Raw genomic sequence first — 15,839 nt, 5'->3', positions numbered from 1 at the left:
GTAACCTGGATGAGTATAGAAAATGGCAGGGGCGGCTGGATTCGAACCAACGCATGGCAGGATCAAAACCTGCTGCCTTACCGCTTGGCGACGCCCCTGTATCTGTTGCAACGATTACCCAGTAATCGGTTCCTTTAGAGCAGACTTTGCAGCTTGCGATGCAACATCGAAACGTTGCTTCCTTTTGCTACAAACCCTGTAAGGGTCTCTGTAAGAAGGGCCGAGACTTTATCAGCTTCAGCTTTGCTTGGGAAGCCCCCAAACACACAACTTCCAGTTCCGGTGAGTTTTGCTTCGGTAAATTTACCTAACAAATTCAATGCGTTACGTACATCTGGATAACGCCTTGCTACCACCGGCAAGCAGTCATTTCGACTGTTTCCCTTGGGAACGGGGCGCACTTTAATGGGAGAAGAGTTACGTGTCAACAACGGATCTGAAAAAATTTCTGCTGTACTTACAGAGACTTGCGGCACGAGCACGACATACCACGGTTCTTCGGGGTCTACAGGGGTGAGTTTCTCCCCTACGCCTTCGGCAAAAGCCGCGTGACCACGCACGAAAACCGGGACGTCGGCCCCCAGTGTCAGGCCCAGCGCAGCCAGTCGATCCTCATCCCAGTCCAGTTGCCAGAGGTGATTCAGGCCGAGCAACGTCGTCGCGGCATTTGAACTGCCGCCACCGATTCCCCCGCCCATGGGCAGAATTTTTTCGATCCAGATGTCGATGCCGAGCGAACAACCGGATTGCTCCTGAAGTTTTTTCGCGGCTTTGACGATCAGGTTGCTGTCGTGAGGAACGCCGACGAATTCGGTGTGCAGCTGAATCACGCCGTCGTCGCGCACGGCGAAGGTGATTTCATCGCCGTAATCGAGAAACTGAAAAATGGTCTGCAACTCGTGGTAACCGTCTTCACGGCGACCGAGGATGTGCAGCATCAAATTGAGTTTGGCCGGGGAGGGCAGCGTCAAGCGTGGTGCAGTCATGTTCACTGCCCCAGTTTGCGTGGTTGCCATTCCTTGATCACCAGCGTGACATCAAGGTCGGTGCCGTGCAGTTTGATCCGCTCGGGCAGCCAATAGCCGTTTTGCTCGGCGTAACTGAGGTATTCCACTTGCCAGCCATCCTGCTCGAGGTTGGCCAGGCGGCTGTCGGCATCCAGGGTCAGGCGACTTTTGCTGTCCGGCGCCGGAAGCCCGCGAACCCACCACGCCAGATTGGACACCGGCAGTTTCCAGCCGAGCTGTTCTTCGACCAGCGCTTCGGGAGTCGTTGCGTCATAGCGGCCCTGATTGGCCACTTCCAGCGAGACTTTGCCGGGGCGACCGGTCAAACGAGCCGCACCGCGACCCAGCGGGCCGGAGAGGCGAATATCGTAGTAGTCCTGTCGTTGCAGCCAGTACAGCGTGCCGCTGCCCGAATCTTTTGGCGCGCGGATGCCGATCTTGCCGTTGATCTGCCAGCCATCGAGGCCGGTCAACTGTTGTTTGTACTCGCGCCATTGGGCCGGGTTGCCTTGACCCTGGACCGATTCGCGGGCGCCGAAGCCCGCACAACCGGCGAGCAGGGCGATGAAGCTGAAAACAATAAGGTGGCGCAAAAACATAATCTTAAAGAGTCTCTGATCCGGTCAGGCGCTTGATGGTGCTGCGCAGGATTGGGCTGTCGGGTTGTTCCTTGAGGAACTTGCCCCAGATTTGCCTGGCTTCGCGTTGCTTGCCATTGGCCCACAGGACTTCGCCCAGGTGAGCGGCAACTTCCTGATCGGGAAAACGCTCCAGGGCCTGACGCAGGTAGCGTTCGGCTTCATCGAGATTGCCCAGGCGGAAGTGCACCCAGCCGAGGCTGTCGAGGACCGCCGGGTCTTCCGGGTTGATCAGGTGCGCTTGTTCGATCAGGGCCTTGGCTTCGGCGTAACGCGTCGTGCGGTCAGACAGGGTGTAGCCGAGGGCGTTCAACGCCATCGCATTGTCCGGGTCGCGCTTGATGATCAGGCGCAGGTCTTTTTCCATCTGCGCCAGGTCATTGCGTTTTTCCGCCTGCATGGCGCGGGTGTAAAGCAGGTTCAGATCGTCCGGGTATTTTTGCAACGCGGTTTGCAGAACCTTCCAGGCCTTGTCGGGTTGATTATTGGCAGACAAGGTCTCGGATTCGATCAGGTACAACTGAATCGCGTAATCGGGTTGCTCATCGCGTTCGGTCGCCAGACGGCTTTGGGCTTCTGCGGTCTTGCCGTTGTTGATCAGAATGTCGGTCTGGCGCAGTTGCGCGGGCAGATAGTCGTTGCCGGGCCCGACCTGGGCGTACTCGATCAGCGCGCCTTGTGGATCGTTGCGTTCTTCAGCGATACGGCCGAGGTTCAGGTGTGCCGAATCGACGTGGCTCTCCCGGGCAATCAAATCTTCCAGGTAACCCTTGGCCTCATTCCAGGCCTTGGCTTCCAGGCACACCAGCGCCAGGGAATAACGCAGTTCGTCGTCTTCCGGGTATTGCTGAACCAGGCTTGAGAACTCGACTTTGGCGTCGTCCATGCGGTCCTGTTCAACCAGCATGCGTGCATAGGTCAGGCGCAGGCGTTTGTCGTCCGGGTACTTCTTGATGCTTTTTTGCAACAGCGGCAAGGCTTCGTCGCCACGGTTAAGCCCTTGCAGCAAGCGCGCACGCAGCAGGATCGGGGCAATTTCGCCGTCGTCCGGTGGATTGTCCTCCAGCAGAGTCAACGCGCCTTTGGCGTCACCGTCCTGTTGCAGCAGCAAGGCCTTGCCGAAAATCAACTGGCTGTTATTCGGGTGGCGCAGCAATAAACGGTCAAAACTTTTCATCAAACCGTTGCGCGTGTCCTGGTCGGTATCGGCCGCGGACAGGGCGAGGAAGTCGAAATGCGTGTCGCCCTTGCCGAGCAGGACTTTCTCCATATAGGCCATGGAGTCGTCATAACGCCCGGCGCGAGCCAACTGCACGGCGGCCGCCCGTTGCGCCTCGAGATCGTCCGGGGCGTTTTTTGCCCAGATCAAAGCGGTATCCAGCGCAGCCTGATCGGCGCCCAGGTACTCGGCGATGCGGAAGGCTCGCTCGGAGATGCCCGGGTCCTGGGTATTGATGGCCTGGGTCACGTAGTTGTCCAGGGCAATGTCGAAACGATTGCGCTGGCCAGCCAATTCGGCGCTCAACAGGCTGAAGACGGTTTCTTCGCTGAATGAGCTGTAAACCTTGGGCTTTTCAGGGGCCGGAGTGCTGTCTTCGACCGGCGGCGTACCGTCCGACGAAACGGGTGCCATGACCTGGCAGCCGCTGAGGAAGACAAAAGCGAGGAGCAACGCGGAAGATCTATTCATATAGGAAGAGGACGACTAACCTGCGGTCGGATCATCATGACACAAGCCTTCGGCCAAACATAACCGAGTCTCGATGGATGCCTTTATAGAGGCAAGTCATTGGGACAATAGTCAGCGGTAGTTGTTCTGGCTCTGTCGAAGTAGGACAATTGCCGGCTTCACGTCACCATCAGCGACCTTGAATGGCCTTCCTTGCACTCGGTATCAACCACAAGACTGCGTCAGTAGACGTCCGCGAGCGCGTGGCCTTTACCCCTGAGCAGCTGGTGGAGGCCTTGCAGCAGCTCTGCCGACTCACCGACAGCCGCGAAGCTGCGATCCTCTCCACCTGCAATCGCAGTGAACTGTATATAGAACAGGATCACCTTTCAGCTGACATCGTGCTGCGCTGGCTGGCCGATTATCACCATTTGAGCCTCGAAGAGCTGCGCGCGAGCGCTTATGTGCACGAAGATGATGCGGCAGTTCGTCACATGATGCGGGTCGCCTCCGGGCTCGACTCGCTGGTGTTGGGCGAACCGCAGATTCTCGGCCAGATGAAATCGGCTTATGCCGTGGCCCGTGAGGCCGGCACCATCGGGCCGCTGCTCGGGCGTTTGTTTCAAGCGACGTTCAATGCCGCCAAGCAAGTGCGCACCGATACGGCCATCGGCGAGAACCCGGTGTCCGTGGCGTTTGCCGCGGTCAGCCTGGCGAAACAGATTTTCAGTGACTTGCAACGCAGCCAGGCTTTGCTGATCGGCGCCGGCGAGACTATCACCCTGGTCGCTCGCCATCTGCATGAACTGGGTGTGAAGCGCATCGTGGTCGCCAACCGTACCCTGGAACGCGCGAGCATCCTGGCTGAGCAGTTTGGCGCCCATGCCGTTTTGCTCTCGGACATTCCGGCGGAGCTGGTGCGCAGCGACATCGTTATCAGCTCCACCGCCAGCCAGTTGCCGATCCTCGGCAAAGGCGCCGTGGAAAGCGCCTTGAAACTGCGCAAGCACAAACCGATTTTCATGGTGGACATCGCTGTCCCTCGGGATATCGAGCCGGAAGTCGGCGAACTGGACGACGTTTACCTGTATAGCGTCGACGATCTCCACGAAGTGGTCGCCGAGAACCTCAAGAGTCGTCAAGGCGCTGCACAAGCGGCGGAAGAGATGGTCTCGGTCGGCGCCGAAGATTTTATGGTCCGCCTGCGCGAACTGGCGGCGGTGGATGTGCTCAAGGCCTATCGCCAACAAAGCGAGCGCATGCGCGACGAAGAATTGCAGAAGGCCCAGCGCATGCTGGCCAACGGCAGCAGCGCCGAAGACGTGCTGGTGCAATTGGCGCGCGGCCTGACCAACAAACTCTTGCACGCCCCGAGCGTGCAGTTGAAAAAGCTCTCTGCCGAAGGCCGCCTTGATGCGCTGGCCATGGCCCAGGAACTCTTTGCCCTGAATGAGGGCTCATCGGATAGCTTTTCGGATAAGAAACCGCAATGAAAGCGTCACTGCTCAATAAGCTGGACATCCTCCAGGACCGTTTCGAGGAATTGACCGCCTTGCTTGGCGATGGTGAAGTCATTTCCGATCAGGCCAAATTCCGCACCTATTCCAAGGAATACGCGGAAGTCGAACCGATTGTCGCCACCTATAAACAGCTGCTCAAAGTGCAAGGCGACCTCGAAGGCGCCCAGGCACTGCTCAAGGACAGCGACCCGGACATGCGCGAAATGGCCGTGGAAGAAGTTCGCGAAGCCAAAGAGCAACTGATCGACATCGAAGCCAGCCTGCAACGCATGCTGCTGCCCAAGGACCCGAATGACGGGCGCAACGTGTTTCTCGAAATCCGTGCCGGCACCGGCGGTGACGAGGCGGCGATTTTCTCTGGCGACCTGTTCCGCATGTATTCGCGTTACGCCGAACGGCGTGGCTGGCGGGTGGAAATCCTCTCCGAGAACATCGGCGAGCACGGCGGCTATAAAGAAGTCATCGCCCGGGTCGAAGGCGAGAACGTCTACGGCAAACTGAAATTCGAATCCGGCGCGCACCGCGTGCAACGGGTTCCGGCCACCGAATCCCAGGGTCGCATCCACACCTCGGCCTGCACTGTGGCGGTGTTGCCCGAGCCGGACGAACAGGAAACGATCGAAATCAACCCGGCGGATCTGCGGGTCGATACGTACCGCTCCTCCGGTGCCGGTGGCCAGCACGTCAACAAGACCGACTCGGCGATCCGCATCACGCACTTGCCGTCCGGCATTGTCGTGGAGTGCCAGGAAGAACGTTCCCAGCACAAGAACCGCGCCCGGGCGATGTCCTGGCTGTCGGCCAAACTCAACGATCAGCAGACCAGCGCCGCCGCGAACGCCATTGCCAGCGAGCGTAAGTTACTGGTCGGTTCGGGCGATCGCTCCGAACGGATCCGCACGTATAACTTTGCCCAGGGACGGGTGACCGATCACCGGGTCAACCTGACGCTGTATTCCCTCGACGAAATTCTCGCGGGTGGTGTCGAAGCGGTGATCGAACCGTTACTGGCCGAGTTCCAGGCCGATCAATTGGCAGCGATAGGTGAGTAAATGACGATCATTGCCAGTTTGTTGCGCGCCGCCGATTTGCCCGACTCGCCCACGGCGCGCCTGGATGCCGAATTGTTGCTGGCCGCTGCCTTGGGCAAGCCCCGCAGTTTTCTGCACACCTGGCCGGAACGCATTGTGCCGAGCGAAGCGGCGTTGAAATTCTCCGAGTACCTGCAACGTCGTCGTGGCGGTGAGCCGGTGGCGTACATTTTGGGTCAGCAAGGGTTCTGGAAGCTTGATCTGGAAGTCGCGCCACACACGCTGATCCCGCGCCCGGACACCGAATTGCTGGTGGAAGCCGCGTTGGAATTGTTGCCGGCAACACCGGCCAAAGTGCTCGACCTCGGCACCGGCAGCGGCGCCATTGCGTTGGCTTTGGCCAGTGAGCGTCCAGCATGGAAAGTGACTGCGGTGGATCGCGTACTCGAAGCCGTGGCCCTGGCCGAGCGCAATCGCCAGCGCCTGCACTTGAACAATGCCACCGTGCTCAGCAGCCATTGGTTCAGCGCCCTGGAAGGTCAGGGTTTTCAACTGATCATCAGCAACCCGCCTTACATCGCCTCCGCCGATCCGCATCTGGTGGAAGGCGATGTGCGCTTCGAACCGGCCAGTGCCTTGGTGGCTGGCATCGACGGGCTCGACGATCTGCGTCTGATCGTCGATCAAGCGCCGGATTATCTGGAGGCCGGTGGCTGGTTGATGCTCGAACACGGCTACGATCAAGCGGTGGCAGTACGCGATTTGCTGCTGACCCGCGGCTTTGAAGTAGTCCATAGCCGAACTGATCTGGGCGGTCACGAACGTATCAGCCTGGGGCGCCTGCCGTGCTGAATGATCAGGAGTTGTTGCGTTATAGCCGGCAGATTCTGTTGCAACACGTCGACATCGACGGCCAGTTGCGGCTGAAAGAAAGCCGCGTGTTGATCGTCGGCCTCGGCGGTCTCGGCTCACCGGTTGCGCTTTATCTGGCTGCGGCCGGTGTCGGCGAGCTGCACCTGGCGGACTTCGACACCGTTGACCTGACCAACCTGCAACGCCAGATCGTTCACGACACTGACAGCGTCGGCCTGAGCAAAGTCGATTCGGCGATTCGCCGTCTGAGCGCGATCAATCCCGAGATCCGATTGATCGCCCATCGCACCGCGCTGGACGAAGACTCCCTGGTGGCCGCCGTGGCTGCGGTGGATCTGGTGCTGGACTGCTCCGACAATTTTTCCACCCGCGAAGCAGTCAATGCTGCGTGTGTTGCCGCCGGCAAACCTCTGGTCAGCGGCGCGGCGATTCGCCTCGAAGGGCAATTGTCGGTGTTCGACCCGCGCCGCCCAGAGAGTCCGTGTTACCACTGTTTATATGGTCACGGCAGCGAAGCCGAGTTGACCTGCAGTGAAGCCGGCGTCGTCGGTCCATTGGTTGGGCTGGTTGGCAGCCTCCAGGCGCTGGAAGCCTTGAAGCTGCTGGTGGGTTTCGGCGAGCCGCTGGTCGGGCGCCTGTTGTTGATCGATGCCTTGGGCTCGCGCTTTCGTGAATTGCGGGTCAAGCGTGATCCGGGCTGCAGCGTCTGTGGTTCGAAACATGCGTGAAGCGCCTATCGGCGTGTTCGATTCCGGTGTCGGTGGGCTTTCGGTGCTGGCCGAGATCCAGCGCTTGCTGCCCAGCGAGTCTCTGCTGTACGTCGCCGACTGCGGCAATGTTCCCTACGGTGAGAAAACCCCGGAATTCATCCAGCAGCGTTGCAGCGTGATGGCTGAGTTTTTTCAGCAGCAGGGCGCCAAGGCCTTGGTGCTGGCCTGCAACACGGCGACCGTATCCGGTGTTGCGGATTTGCGCCGCGATTTCCCTGAGTGGCCCATCGTCGGCATGGAACCCGCGGTCAAACCTGCCGCTGCCGCGACCCGCAGTGGCGTGGTCGGCGTACTCGCCACCACCGGCACGTTGCAGAGCGCCAAGTTTGCAGCCTTGCTCGACCGATTCGCCACCGATGTACGGGTCATCACTCAACCGTGCCCCGGCCTGGTGGAGCTGATTGAAAACGGCGATCTGCACAGCGAGGCATTGCGTCAGTTGCTGGCCGGGTATGTCGGCCCGCTGCTCGGCGCCGGGTGCGACACGATAATTCTCGGCTGCACGCATTATCCCTTCCTAAAGCCTTTGCTTAAGCAGATGATCCCGGATGACATCAGCTTGATCGACACGGGCGCCGCTGTAGCGCGGCAACTTCAGCGTCTGTTGGCCGAGCGTGAATTGCTCGCCGAGGGGCCTGCACGTGCTGCGCAGTTCTGGACGAGTGCCGATCCGGAGCATTTCAGAAATATCTTGCCGATCCTGTGGCATACCGCTGGCGATGTGCAAAGCTTCAAGGGATAAACAATATCCTGGGGCAACGAATAATTGGGGTGAACTTCTGATTAAACGTCGACTTCTATAGCGGTGAGCAACAAAAAAAACCTTACGAAATCGTTCGGAAAAGGATGTTTCTAATGAAGCGACTATTCTGCTTGGCCGCGATTGCGGCCGCACTGATGGGGCAAAGTTTTACCGCACAGGCGGCAGGCGTGGAGTTCGCGGTCGGCCAGACCAGCGAGTCGACCATGACCTATCGGCTGGGCATGCAATTCGATTGGGACAAGAGCTGGTTGCAGAGTGATGTCGGTCGTTTGACCGGGTACTGGAGCGGCGCTTACACCTACTGGGATGGCGACAAGACCTCCAGCAACCACAGCCTGTCGTTCTCGCCGGTGCTTGTTTACGAGTTTGCCGGCCAGACCGTCAAGCCCTACGTGGAGTTGGGCGTTGGCGTTGCGGCGTTCGCCAATACCGAAGTCGAAAACAATCAACTCGGCAGTTCCTTCCAGTTTGAAGACCGCTTCGGCTTTGGCCTGCGCTTTGCGGGCGGACATGAAGTCGGGATTCGTGCAACGCACTATTCAAATGCCGGGCTCAGTAGCCCGAACAACGGTGTAGAAAGTTACGCGCTGCACTACACGATGCCGTTGTAAGACTCGGTGAGCTAAATGTGGGAGCGGGCTTGCTCGCGAATGCGGTTTAACATTCAACTTTGATGTTGACTGACAATCCGCATTCGCGAGCAAGCCCGCTCCCACAATGGATCTTCAATGATCTGAATTCAGCGATACGCCGTAGTAATCCCCTGGCGCTCTTCGATGCATTCCGGTGCGCCCATCTCGAACTCCCGGCAAATCAGCGGACGTTTTTCGTAAATGGTGCACATCATGCTGTTGCGATCCAGCGCAGCGCACCAGCCGTCATCCAGACGCAACATGACTTCCCCGCCCCAATCATCGGTATCGATAAAACGCTCGGGCACGCCCGTGTCGGTGATCAGCATGACTTCGAGCTGACAGCAGCAGGCTGCGCAGGTCGAGCACGTGACGGCCGGCTCGGTGATTTGCGTGTGGGGAATGGTTTTCATGGCGCGCAGTGTAAGGCAGTGGGTCGATGCTGTGTGAAAGGCCTGACGGACGCTTAGCGGCGGGTGTCCGTCGCCAGTCGTTGAGCCATGAAATGCAGCGCGGGAAACAGCAAGGCCCAGAGCAGTCCGATGCCCACCAGCGTGGGCACCTGACCGTAAGGAAATTGCACGTCCGCCAGTTTCCCGCCCGCGAAATACGACACCGGTCCACCCACCGCACCCAGCAGGCTGCCGAGCCACCAAGGGTTGGCGGTCCATTGCAGGCAATGGCGCAAGGTCGTTGCCAGTAACGCCCACAACAGCATCAGCCACAGCGGAATCAATGGCGCGACATCGGTGAAGTCAAACACCCCGAGCCAGCGCAACGAACTGTCGACGGTGGTGCCCAGCAGCACAACACTGAGGATCAGTCGGCCTTCATCCGCCCAGCGACTTATCCACAGCAGATGAATCACCAGAACCGCCAGCGCCACCAACAGCCACAAACTGTTGCCGCCCGCCACACAGGCAAACCAGCCGAGCTGAAACAGCGCGGCATTGGCCACCCGCTCAAGCATCGAAGCGGCCCAGCAGCGGCGCGGGCATCGCCGACGGTTTGGCCAGCAGCAACTGCGCGGTGCCGATGGTGCGCTCCAGGAATCCCCCTTCGCAGTAACACAGATAAAATTCCCACAACCGCAGGAAATAATCGTCGTAGCCCAATTCGCTCAAGCGGCCGTGGGCTCGGCGAAAATTCTCATGCCACAGGCGCAGGGTTCGGGCGTAGTGCAGGCCGAAATCCTCCATGTGCAGCAAATTCATGTCGGTGTCGCGGCTGATGACTTCCAGCATCTTCTGCACACAGGGCAGGGCGCCGCCGGGGAAAATGTAACGCTGAATGAAATCGACACTGCCCTTGGCCTGTTCATAGCGCTGTTCGCGGATGGTGATCGCCTGCAACAGCATCAAGCCGTTGCTTTTGAGCAGGTGCGCGCATTGTTTGAAATAGACCGGCAGAAAGCGATGGCCGACCGCTTCGATCATTTCGATCGACACCAGTTTGTCGTACTGCCCGGTGAGGTCGCGGTAATCCTTGAGCAGCAGCGTGACCTGGTTTTGCAGGCCGAGGGTTTCGATGCGTTGCGCGGTAAAGGCGTACTGTTCTTTTGAAAGCGTGGTGGTGGTGACCTTGCAGCCGTAATGCTGCGCAGCATAAAGCGCCATGCTGCCCCAGCCGGTGCCGATTTCGAGCAGGTGATCGCTAGGTTTCAACGCGAGTTTCTGGCAGATCCGTTCCAGCTTGTTCAACTGCGCCTGTTCCAGTGTGTCTTCGTCCGTCAGGAACTGCGCGGCGGAATACATCATGGTCGGGTCGAGAAACTGTTCGAACAAGTCGTTGCCCAGGTCGTAGTGGGCCGCGATGTTTTTCTGCGAGCCCTTGCGCGTGTTGCGATTGAGCCAGTGCAGCCCTTGAACGAAGGGGCGGCCGAGTTTCGCCAAGCCACCTTCCAGTGCATCGAGCACCTCAAGGTTGCTGACGAAAACGCGAACCACCGCGGTCAGGTCCGGCGAACTCCAATAGCCGTGGATAAACGCTTCGCCAGCGCCGATCGACCCGTTACCCGCCACCAACCCCCACGCAGCAGCGTCGAGGATATGGATCTCTCCGATCAATGGGCTGCCTGCGGTACCGAAGACATGCCGTTCGCCGTTTTCGATGACCACCAATTGCCCATGTTTGAGCTGCGTCAATTGCCGCAGCACGCCACGGCGAAGCAACGATCCGGTCAGGCCGTTGGTGCTGAGCAGATTGACTTTGGCCGAGGCACTAGAGGATTTCATGACGGCGATCCTTGGGCGGAACCATGACGGTTTGAACGCTGCCATCGGCAGCCTGATGAGCAAAAAGCGGTACGCGTTTGAGCAAAAGGCGCAGGGCCTGCCAATAGATCGCGAGGCAGGTTTTCGCCGTCATCCACGGAAAGCGCCGCAAGTAACGGTGCAGGCTGGCGCGATCCAGTGCTTCGCGTTTCAGGCTGAGCGTGGCGTCGAACAATTTCTGTTCGCCTTGCCAGTCCGCCATGTGCACGCCGAGCTTTTGCGCCGCAGGACTGAAACTCATGCGGTATTCCAGATCCGGCGGCAAAAACGGCGAGACGTAAAACGCCTTCGCCACCGCGAAATGTTGGTGGAAATCGGACAGATTCACCGGGGCCTTGGCCGGCAATACGTAGTGATAACGCTCGCGCCACGGGGTGTTGGTGACTTCGCAAAGAATCGCAGCCAGTTGCCCGTCAGCCTCATGGCAGTAGAAAAAACTCACCGGGTTGAACGACAGCCCCCAACTGCGGGCCTGGGTCAGCAGGCAGATCGAACCTTGCGGTGCATGGCCGATGGCCTGACTGACGAGTTGGCGCACCGCGTCGATCAGGCGCGTGCCGTTGCCGGTATAGGCTTTGAGGTAATCGCTCTCGCGAAACGAGAACGGGGCGAAGCGACTGTTGCCCGAGAGCGGCGACAAACCGAGCACGGCATCCTGTTCGTCGAGGTCCAGGTACAACAGGCCGATCCGGTAACGGAAGGCATGAGGCTTAGGAGCGAACCGCCGATGGGCGATCCAGCCGCTGTAGAGGGCGCTGTTCATAACACTTCGCCAAACGAGCGAGCGACGCGTAACGCGCTGACCACGCCGTCTTCATGAAAACCGTTGGCCCAATAGGCGCCGCAATAGTAAGAATGTTGCGCGCCGTCCAGTTCTTCCCAGCGGCTTTGCGCGGCGACGGCCGCCAGGCTGAATTGCGGATGGGCGTACGTGAATTTGGCGAGCACTTTGCCCGGTTCGATGCCTGCGCTCTGGTTGAGGCTGACGCAGAACGTGGTATCGCTCTGGATGCCTTGCAGGATGTTCATGTCGTAGGTGACGGCTGCCCGCGTGTGGCCCGGGCCACCGAGGCGATAATTCCAGCTGGCCCAAGCGAGTTTTCGGGTGGGCAGCAGGCGTGAGTCGGTGTGCAGCACCACTTCGTTGTCGGCGTAGGGCAGGGCGCTGAGGATTGATTGTTCGGCATCGCTCGACTTGGCGAGCAGCTTCAGGGCCTGATCGCTGTGGCAGGCAAACACCACTTTGTCGAATCGCTCGCTGCCGGCGGCACTGTGGATAACGACGCCATCCTCATCACGTTCGACACGGGTCACTGGGCAGCTGAGACGGATTTTCTCTTTAAAGGTCGCCGTCAATGGCCCGATGTAAGCACTCGAGCCGCCTTCGATCACCCGCCATTGCGGGCGATTGCTGACTGAGAGCAGGCCGTGATTCTTGAAAAACCTGACAAAAAACTGCAGCGGGAAACCGAGCATGTCTGCCATGGACATCGACCAGATCGCTGCGCCCATCGGCACGATGTAATGCAAGATAAAGCGCTCGCCGTAGCGGCCGTTTTTCAGGTAGTCGTCCAGCGTGGTGTCGATGGCGATCCGTCCTTCATCCAGGTCGCGCCGCGCTTCTTTATTGAAGCGCTGGATGTCGCGCAACATGCCCCAGAATCCTGGCGACAACAGATTTCGACGTTGGGCGAACAAACTGTTGAGGTTATTGCCGTTGTACTCCAGACCCGAGTCCGGGTCCGTCACTGAAAAACTCATTTCAGTCGGTTTGAACCCCACGCCGATCTGGCCCAGCAGGCGAATGAAATTCGGGTAGGTCCAGTCGTTGAACACAATGAAACCGGTGTCCACGGCGTAGCGCTGGTCATCGACGGTCACGTCCACGGTGTGGGTGTGACCGCCGATCCAGTCTCTGGCCTCGAACAGGGTGATCTCATGCCTGCGGTTGAGTAGGTAGGCGCTGGTCAGTCCCGAGATCCCGCTGCCGATGATGGCGATGTTCACGGCACATCCCGGATCGGCGGACTGCTGCGCACCATGCGTTTGCCGATCGCCAGTTTCACGCAGTTGGGCATTTTTGACAGCGGCCAGAGAGCCGCCATGAACAATCCCGGAAAGGCGATCTCCAGTGGACGGTTCTTGAGCTTGGCGAAGATGTGCCGGGCGGCCTTGGCCACTGGCCAACTGAGCGGCATCGGGAAGTCGTTTTTCGCTGTCAGCGGTGTCTCGACAAACCCGGGACTGACCACCGTGACTTCGATGCCTTCCGGCGCAAGATCAATGCGCAGGGATTCGAACAGGTAACGCAGCCCGGCCTTCGACGCGCCATAGGCTTCGGCCCTTGGTAGCGGCAGGTAGGTCACCGAACTGGCGACGCCCACCAGATGCGGCGCCGTGCCCTTGCGTAGCAGGGGCAACGCGGCCTCGATGCAATAGGCGCTCGCAAGCAAATTGGTGCGCACCACGTGCTCGACGATCGACGCATCGAACTGCTGAACGTCGACATATTCGCAGGTGCCGGCGTTGAGGATGACCGTGTCCAGAGAGCCCCATTCATGAGCGATTTGTTCGCCGATTTCGCGCACCGTCTGACTGTCAGTCAGGTCGCCAGGCACGACCAGCACTTGCCCGGGATAACGCTGGGACAAGACTTTCAGCACCGCTTTCGAGCGCGAGCTCACAGCCAGATGTGCGCCGGTTTTCAGTATTTCTTCGGCCAGTGAAGCGCCAATGCCACTGCTGGCGCCCGTCAACCAGTATCGCCGTGGAGGTGTAAGGCTCATCCCATTCTCCTTTTCAGCCAGGCGATCGCCCGGCCCAATACGGGTAAATGTTCGTAAAGCAGTGCCCCGGCATCGAAGTAATCCCGGTGGCAATAAACCTTGTCGCGCCAGCGCAGGTGCGAGCACCCGTCAACGCGAATCAACTGGCCACCGCTCAGGCGCGGATGGCGGTAGCTCATGACCCAGCGCAGATACCCTTCGCCTTCGCCGGTCTGGTCGAAGCCATGAAAATCGAAACGCAGTTCGCTGACGTTGGCGTAGAGCTCGGCGAAGTAATTGCGCAACTGTCCGATTCCTTGCACTTCGTGCAGCGGATCGGTGAAGCGCACGTCTTCGGTGTAGAGCTCACCGAGGCGTTGCAAATTGTCTTTGTCCAACTGGGCGAATTGCCGGGCAAAGTGCCGCAGGAAATCACTCATAAGCACCTCCTGCGCTCTGTCGCGATGGCAGGTTCTTGAACGCGGCCAAGGCCCGCTGGCGTGAGGTGCTCAGGTTGACGATTGGCGATGGATAATCCGCAAGCCCGAACAAGCCGCCGAGGTTCGCCGGGTTGTGCACGTCTTTCTTGTTCAGCCCGGCCAGTTCCGGTAGCCAGTGCTTGATGAACACGCCTTCGGCGTCGAACTTTTCCGACTGGCTCAACGGATTGAAAATACGGAAATAGGGTGCCGAATCAGTACCTGTGGAAGCACTCCACTGCCAGCCGCCGTTGTTCGCCGCCAGGTCGCCGTCGATCAAGTGGCGCATGAAAAAGCGTTCGCCTTCGCGCCAGTCGATCAGCAGGTTTTTGGTCAGGAACATCGCCACGACCATGCGCAGGCGGTTGTGCATCCAGCCGGTTTCGAGCAATTGACGCATGGCCGCGTCGATGATCGGCAGGCCGGTACGGGCTTCCTGCCAGGCCAGCAATTCTTCCGGTGCGTCGCGCCAGGCCAGGGCTTCGGTTTCCGGGCGGAAGGCGCGATGACGCGAGACCCGTGGGTAGCCCACCAGAACGTGTTTGTAGAACTCGCGCCACAGCAACTCGTTGATCCAGGTGACCGCGCCAACCTTGCCGCTTTCGAACTCGCCTTGATTACTTTGCAGGGCCGCGTGCAAACACTGGCGTGGGGAAATCACCCCGGCGGCGAGATAGGCGGAGAGCTGGCTGGTGCCGGGTTTGGCCGGGAAGTCGCGCTCGTTTTTGTAGTAGTCGATTTGTGCATCGGCGAAGGTGTCGAGGCGGCGCCGAGCTTCGGCTTCACCGGCCGGCCAGAGCTTGCGCAAGCTGTCGCTCGGCATTTCGAAACCTTCAATGCTCGACGGGATGTCGTCGCTGCTGATGTTCAAAGGATCCTGGACGGCCGGTGCAGCAACCCGTCCCGGAAGAGAGCGGTGCAGGCGTTCGTAACAGACTTTGCGGAACTGGCTGAAAACCTGAAAGTAGGTGCCGGTCTTGGTCAGCACGGTGCCCGGTGTGAACAGCAGTTGATCCAGGTAGCTAAAGAAGTCGATGCCATGAGCCTTCAGCGTTTCGGCTACCGCCGTATCGCGACGGCTTTCATGAATGCCGTATTCCTCGTTGACGTGCACCGCGTCAATGTTCAATTGCTGACACAGTTCGAGCAGAACATTCGGCGCCTCATCCCAGCGTGGGGCCCGGCGGATCAACAGGGGAATGTTCAGTTCACCCAGGGCGCGGTTCATTTCACCCAGGTTGCGCAGCCAGAAATCCACTTTGCAGGGCGCGTCATCGTGTTCCAGCCATTGTTCCGGGCTCAACAAGTAGACCGCCACCGACGGGCCGCGCGCTGCGGCAGCCGAGAGGGCGGTGTTGTCGTGTAGGCGCAAGTCGCTGCGCAGCCAGATCAATTGCATGGTGGTGTCCGCACGTTTCA

17 protein-coding genes and 1 tRNA gene are annotated in these 15,839 nt (G+C 59.4%); 6 read left to right on the top strand and 12 right to left on the bottom strand.

Features of this window, described 5'->3' with window-relative positions; genetic code table 11:
* Positions 1 to 23: 23 nt before the first annotated feature.
* The 4 genes from ACYZT6_RS22445 to ACYZT6_RS22430 all read right to left on the bottom strand — a co-directional run bounded on the left by ACYZT6_RS22445 (position 24) and on the right by ACYZT6_RS22430 (position 3,335).
* A tRNA-Gln gene (locus ACYZT6_RS22445) sits at positions 24 to 98 on the bottom strand.
* Between the two features lie 36 nt (positions 99 to 134).
* Entirely contained in the window at positions 135 to 986 is an 852-nt protein-coding gene (gene ispE / locus ACYZT6_RS22440) for a 4-(cytidine 5'-diphospho)-2-C-methyl-D-erythritol kinase (protein ID WP_131059510.1), read from the bottom strand.
* Positions 987 to 988: 2 nt separating this feature from the next.
* On the bottom strand, positions 989 to 1,606 hold the full coding sequence (gene lolB / locus ACYZT6_RS22435; RefSeq protein WP_131059495.1) for a lipoprotein insertase outer membrane protein LolB: 618 nt from the start codon (positions 1,604 to 1,606) through the stop codon (positions 989 to 991).
* Positions 1,607 to 1,610: 4 nt separating this feature from the next.
* Complete coding sequence (locus tag ACYZT6_RS22430) at positions 1,611 to 3,335, bottom strand: tetratricopeptide repeat protein (RefSeq protein ID WP_462028677.1); 1,725 nt, start codon at positions 3,333 to 3,335, stop codon at positions 1,611 to 1,613.
* A 182-nt stretch (positions 3,336 to 3,517) separates the two neighbouring features.
* Between ACYZT6_RS22430 and hemA the strand changes: the two genes are divergently transcribed.
* The 6 genes from hemA to ACYZT6_RS22400 all read left to right on the top strand — a co-directional run bounded on the left by hemA (position 3,518) and on the right by ACYZT6_RS22400 (position 8,882).
* The gene (gene hemA, locus ACYZT6_RS22425) at positions 3,518 to 4,807 is read left to right on the top strand and encodes a glutamyl-tRNA reductase (protein ID WP_462028676.1); all 1,290 of its coding nucleotides are present in this window, start codon (positions 3,518 to 3,520) and stop codon (positions 4,805 to 4,807) included.
* Positions 4,804 to 5,886 (top strand): peptide chain release factor 1, encoded by a 1,083-nt coding sequence (gene prfA / locus ACYZT6_RS22420; protein WP_462028675.1) that lies wholly within the window; start codon positions 4,804 to 4,806, stop codon positions 5,884 to 5,886. Before hemA ends, prfA begins: the two co-directional genes overlap by 4 nt.
* Positions 5,887 to 6,717, top strand: a complete 831-nt coding sequence (gene prmC / locus ACYZT6_RS22415; RefSeq protein WP_462028674.1) for a peptide chain release factor N(5)-glutamine methyltransferase — start codon at positions 5,887 to 5,889, stop codon at positions 6,715 to 6,717.
* Complete coding sequence (locus ACYZT6_RS22410) at positions 6,711 to 7,466, top strand: molybdopterin-synthase adenylyltransferase MoeB (protein WP_462028673.1); 756 nt, start codon at positions 6,711 to 6,713, stop codon at positions 7,464 to 7,466. The genes prmC and ACYZT6_RS22410 overlap by 7 nt, the downstream gene beginning before the upstream one ends.
* Complete coding sequence (gene murI, locus ACYZT6_RS22405) at positions 7,459 to 8,250, top strand: glutamate racemase (RefSeq protein ID WP_462028672.1); 792 nt, start codon at positions 7,459 to 7,461, stop codon at positions 8,248 to 8,250. The genes ACYZT6_RS22410 and murI overlap by 8 nt, the downstream gene beginning before the upstream one ends.
* A 113-nt stretch (positions 8,251 to 8,363) precedes the next feature.
* The gene (locus ACYZT6_RS22400; RefSeq protein ID WP_462028671.1) at positions 8,364 to 8,882 is read left to right on the top strand and encodes an acyloxyacyl hydrolase; all 519 of its coding nucleotides are present in this window, start codon (positions 8,364 to 8,366) and stop codon (positions 8,880 to 8,882) included.
* A gap of 128 nt (positions 8,883 to 9,010) precedes the next feature.
* On the opposite strand, the gene ACYZT6_RS22395 is transcribed toward ACYZT6_RS22400, so the two are convergent.
* From ACYZT6_RS22395 to phrB, 8 genes are read right to left on the bottom strand one after another with little or no spacing between them, the layout of a single operon-like run.
* Positions 9,011 to 9,316, bottom strand: a complete 306-nt coding sequence (locus ACYZT6_RS22395) for a YkgJ family cysteine cluster protein (RefSeq protein ID WP_131059487.1) — start codon at positions 9,314 to 9,316, stop codon at positions 9,011 to 9,013.
* 53 nt (positions 9,317 to 9,369) lie between these two features.
* On the bottom strand, positions 9,370 to 9,873 hold the full coding sequence (locus tag ACYZT6_RS22390; RefSeq protein ID WP_462028670.1) for a DUF2878 domain-containing protein: 504 nt from the start codon (positions 9,871 to 9,873) through the stop codon (positions 9,370 to 9,372).
* On the bottom strand, positions 9,866 to 11,137 hold the full coding sequence (locus tag ACYZT6_RS22385) for a class I SAM-dependent methyltransferase (RefSeq protein WP_462028669.1): 1,272 nt from the start codon (positions 11,135 to 11,137) through the stop codon (positions 9,866 to 9,868). The genes ACYZT6_RS22390 and ACYZT6_RS22385 overlap by 8 nt, the downstream gene beginning before the upstream one ends.
* Complete coding sequence (locus tag ACYZT6_RS22380; RefSeq protein WP_462028668.1) at positions 11,124 to 11,939, bottom strand: DUF1365 domain-containing protein; 816 nt, start codon at positions 11,937 to 11,939, stop codon at positions 11,124 to 11,126. Before ACYZT6_RS22380 ends, ACYZT6_RS22385 begins: the two co-directional genes overlap by 14 nt.
* On the bottom strand, positions 11,936 to 13,183 hold the full coding sequence (locus tag ACYZT6_RS22375; protein WP_462028667.1) for an NAD(P)/FAD-dependent oxidoreductase: 1,248 nt from the start codon (positions 13,181 to 13,183) through the stop codon (positions 11,936 to 11,938). Before ACYZT6_RS22375 ends, ACYZT6_RS22380 begins: the two co-directional genes overlap by 4 nt.
* A complete protein-coding gene (locus ACYZT6_RS22370; RefSeq protein WP_462028666.1) occupies positions 13,180 to 13,962 on the bottom strand; it encodes an SDR family NAD(P)-dependent oxidoreductase in 783 nt (260 codons plus the stop codon). Before ACYZT6_RS22370 ends, ACYZT6_RS22375 begins: the two co-directional genes overlap by 4 nt.
* Positions 13,959 to 14,381, bottom strand: coding sequence for a nuclear transport factor 2 family protein (locus tag ACYZT6_RS22365; RefSeq protein WP_462028665.1), 423 nt, complete (start codon positions 14,379 to 14,381; stop codon positions 13,959 to 13,961). Before ACYZT6_RS22365 ends, ACYZT6_RS22370 begins: the two co-directional genes overlap by 4 nt.
* Complete coding sequence (gene phrB, locus ACYZT6_RS22360) at positions 14,374 to 15,819, bottom strand: deoxyribodipyrimidine photo-lyase (protein WP_462028664.1); 1,446 nt, start codon at positions 15,817 to 15,819, stop codon at positions 14,374 to 14,376. The genes ACYZT6_RS22365 and phrB overlap by 8 nt, the downstream gene beginning before the upstream one ends.
* Positions 15,820 to 15,839: the final 20 nt, after the last annotated feature.

The sequence above is a fragment of the Pseudomonas sp. RT6P73 genome (genome assembly GCF_054897715.1).
The sequence above is the reverse complement of the archived record's forward strand: the minus strand, read 5'-3'. Positions and strand labels throughout refer to the sequence as shown.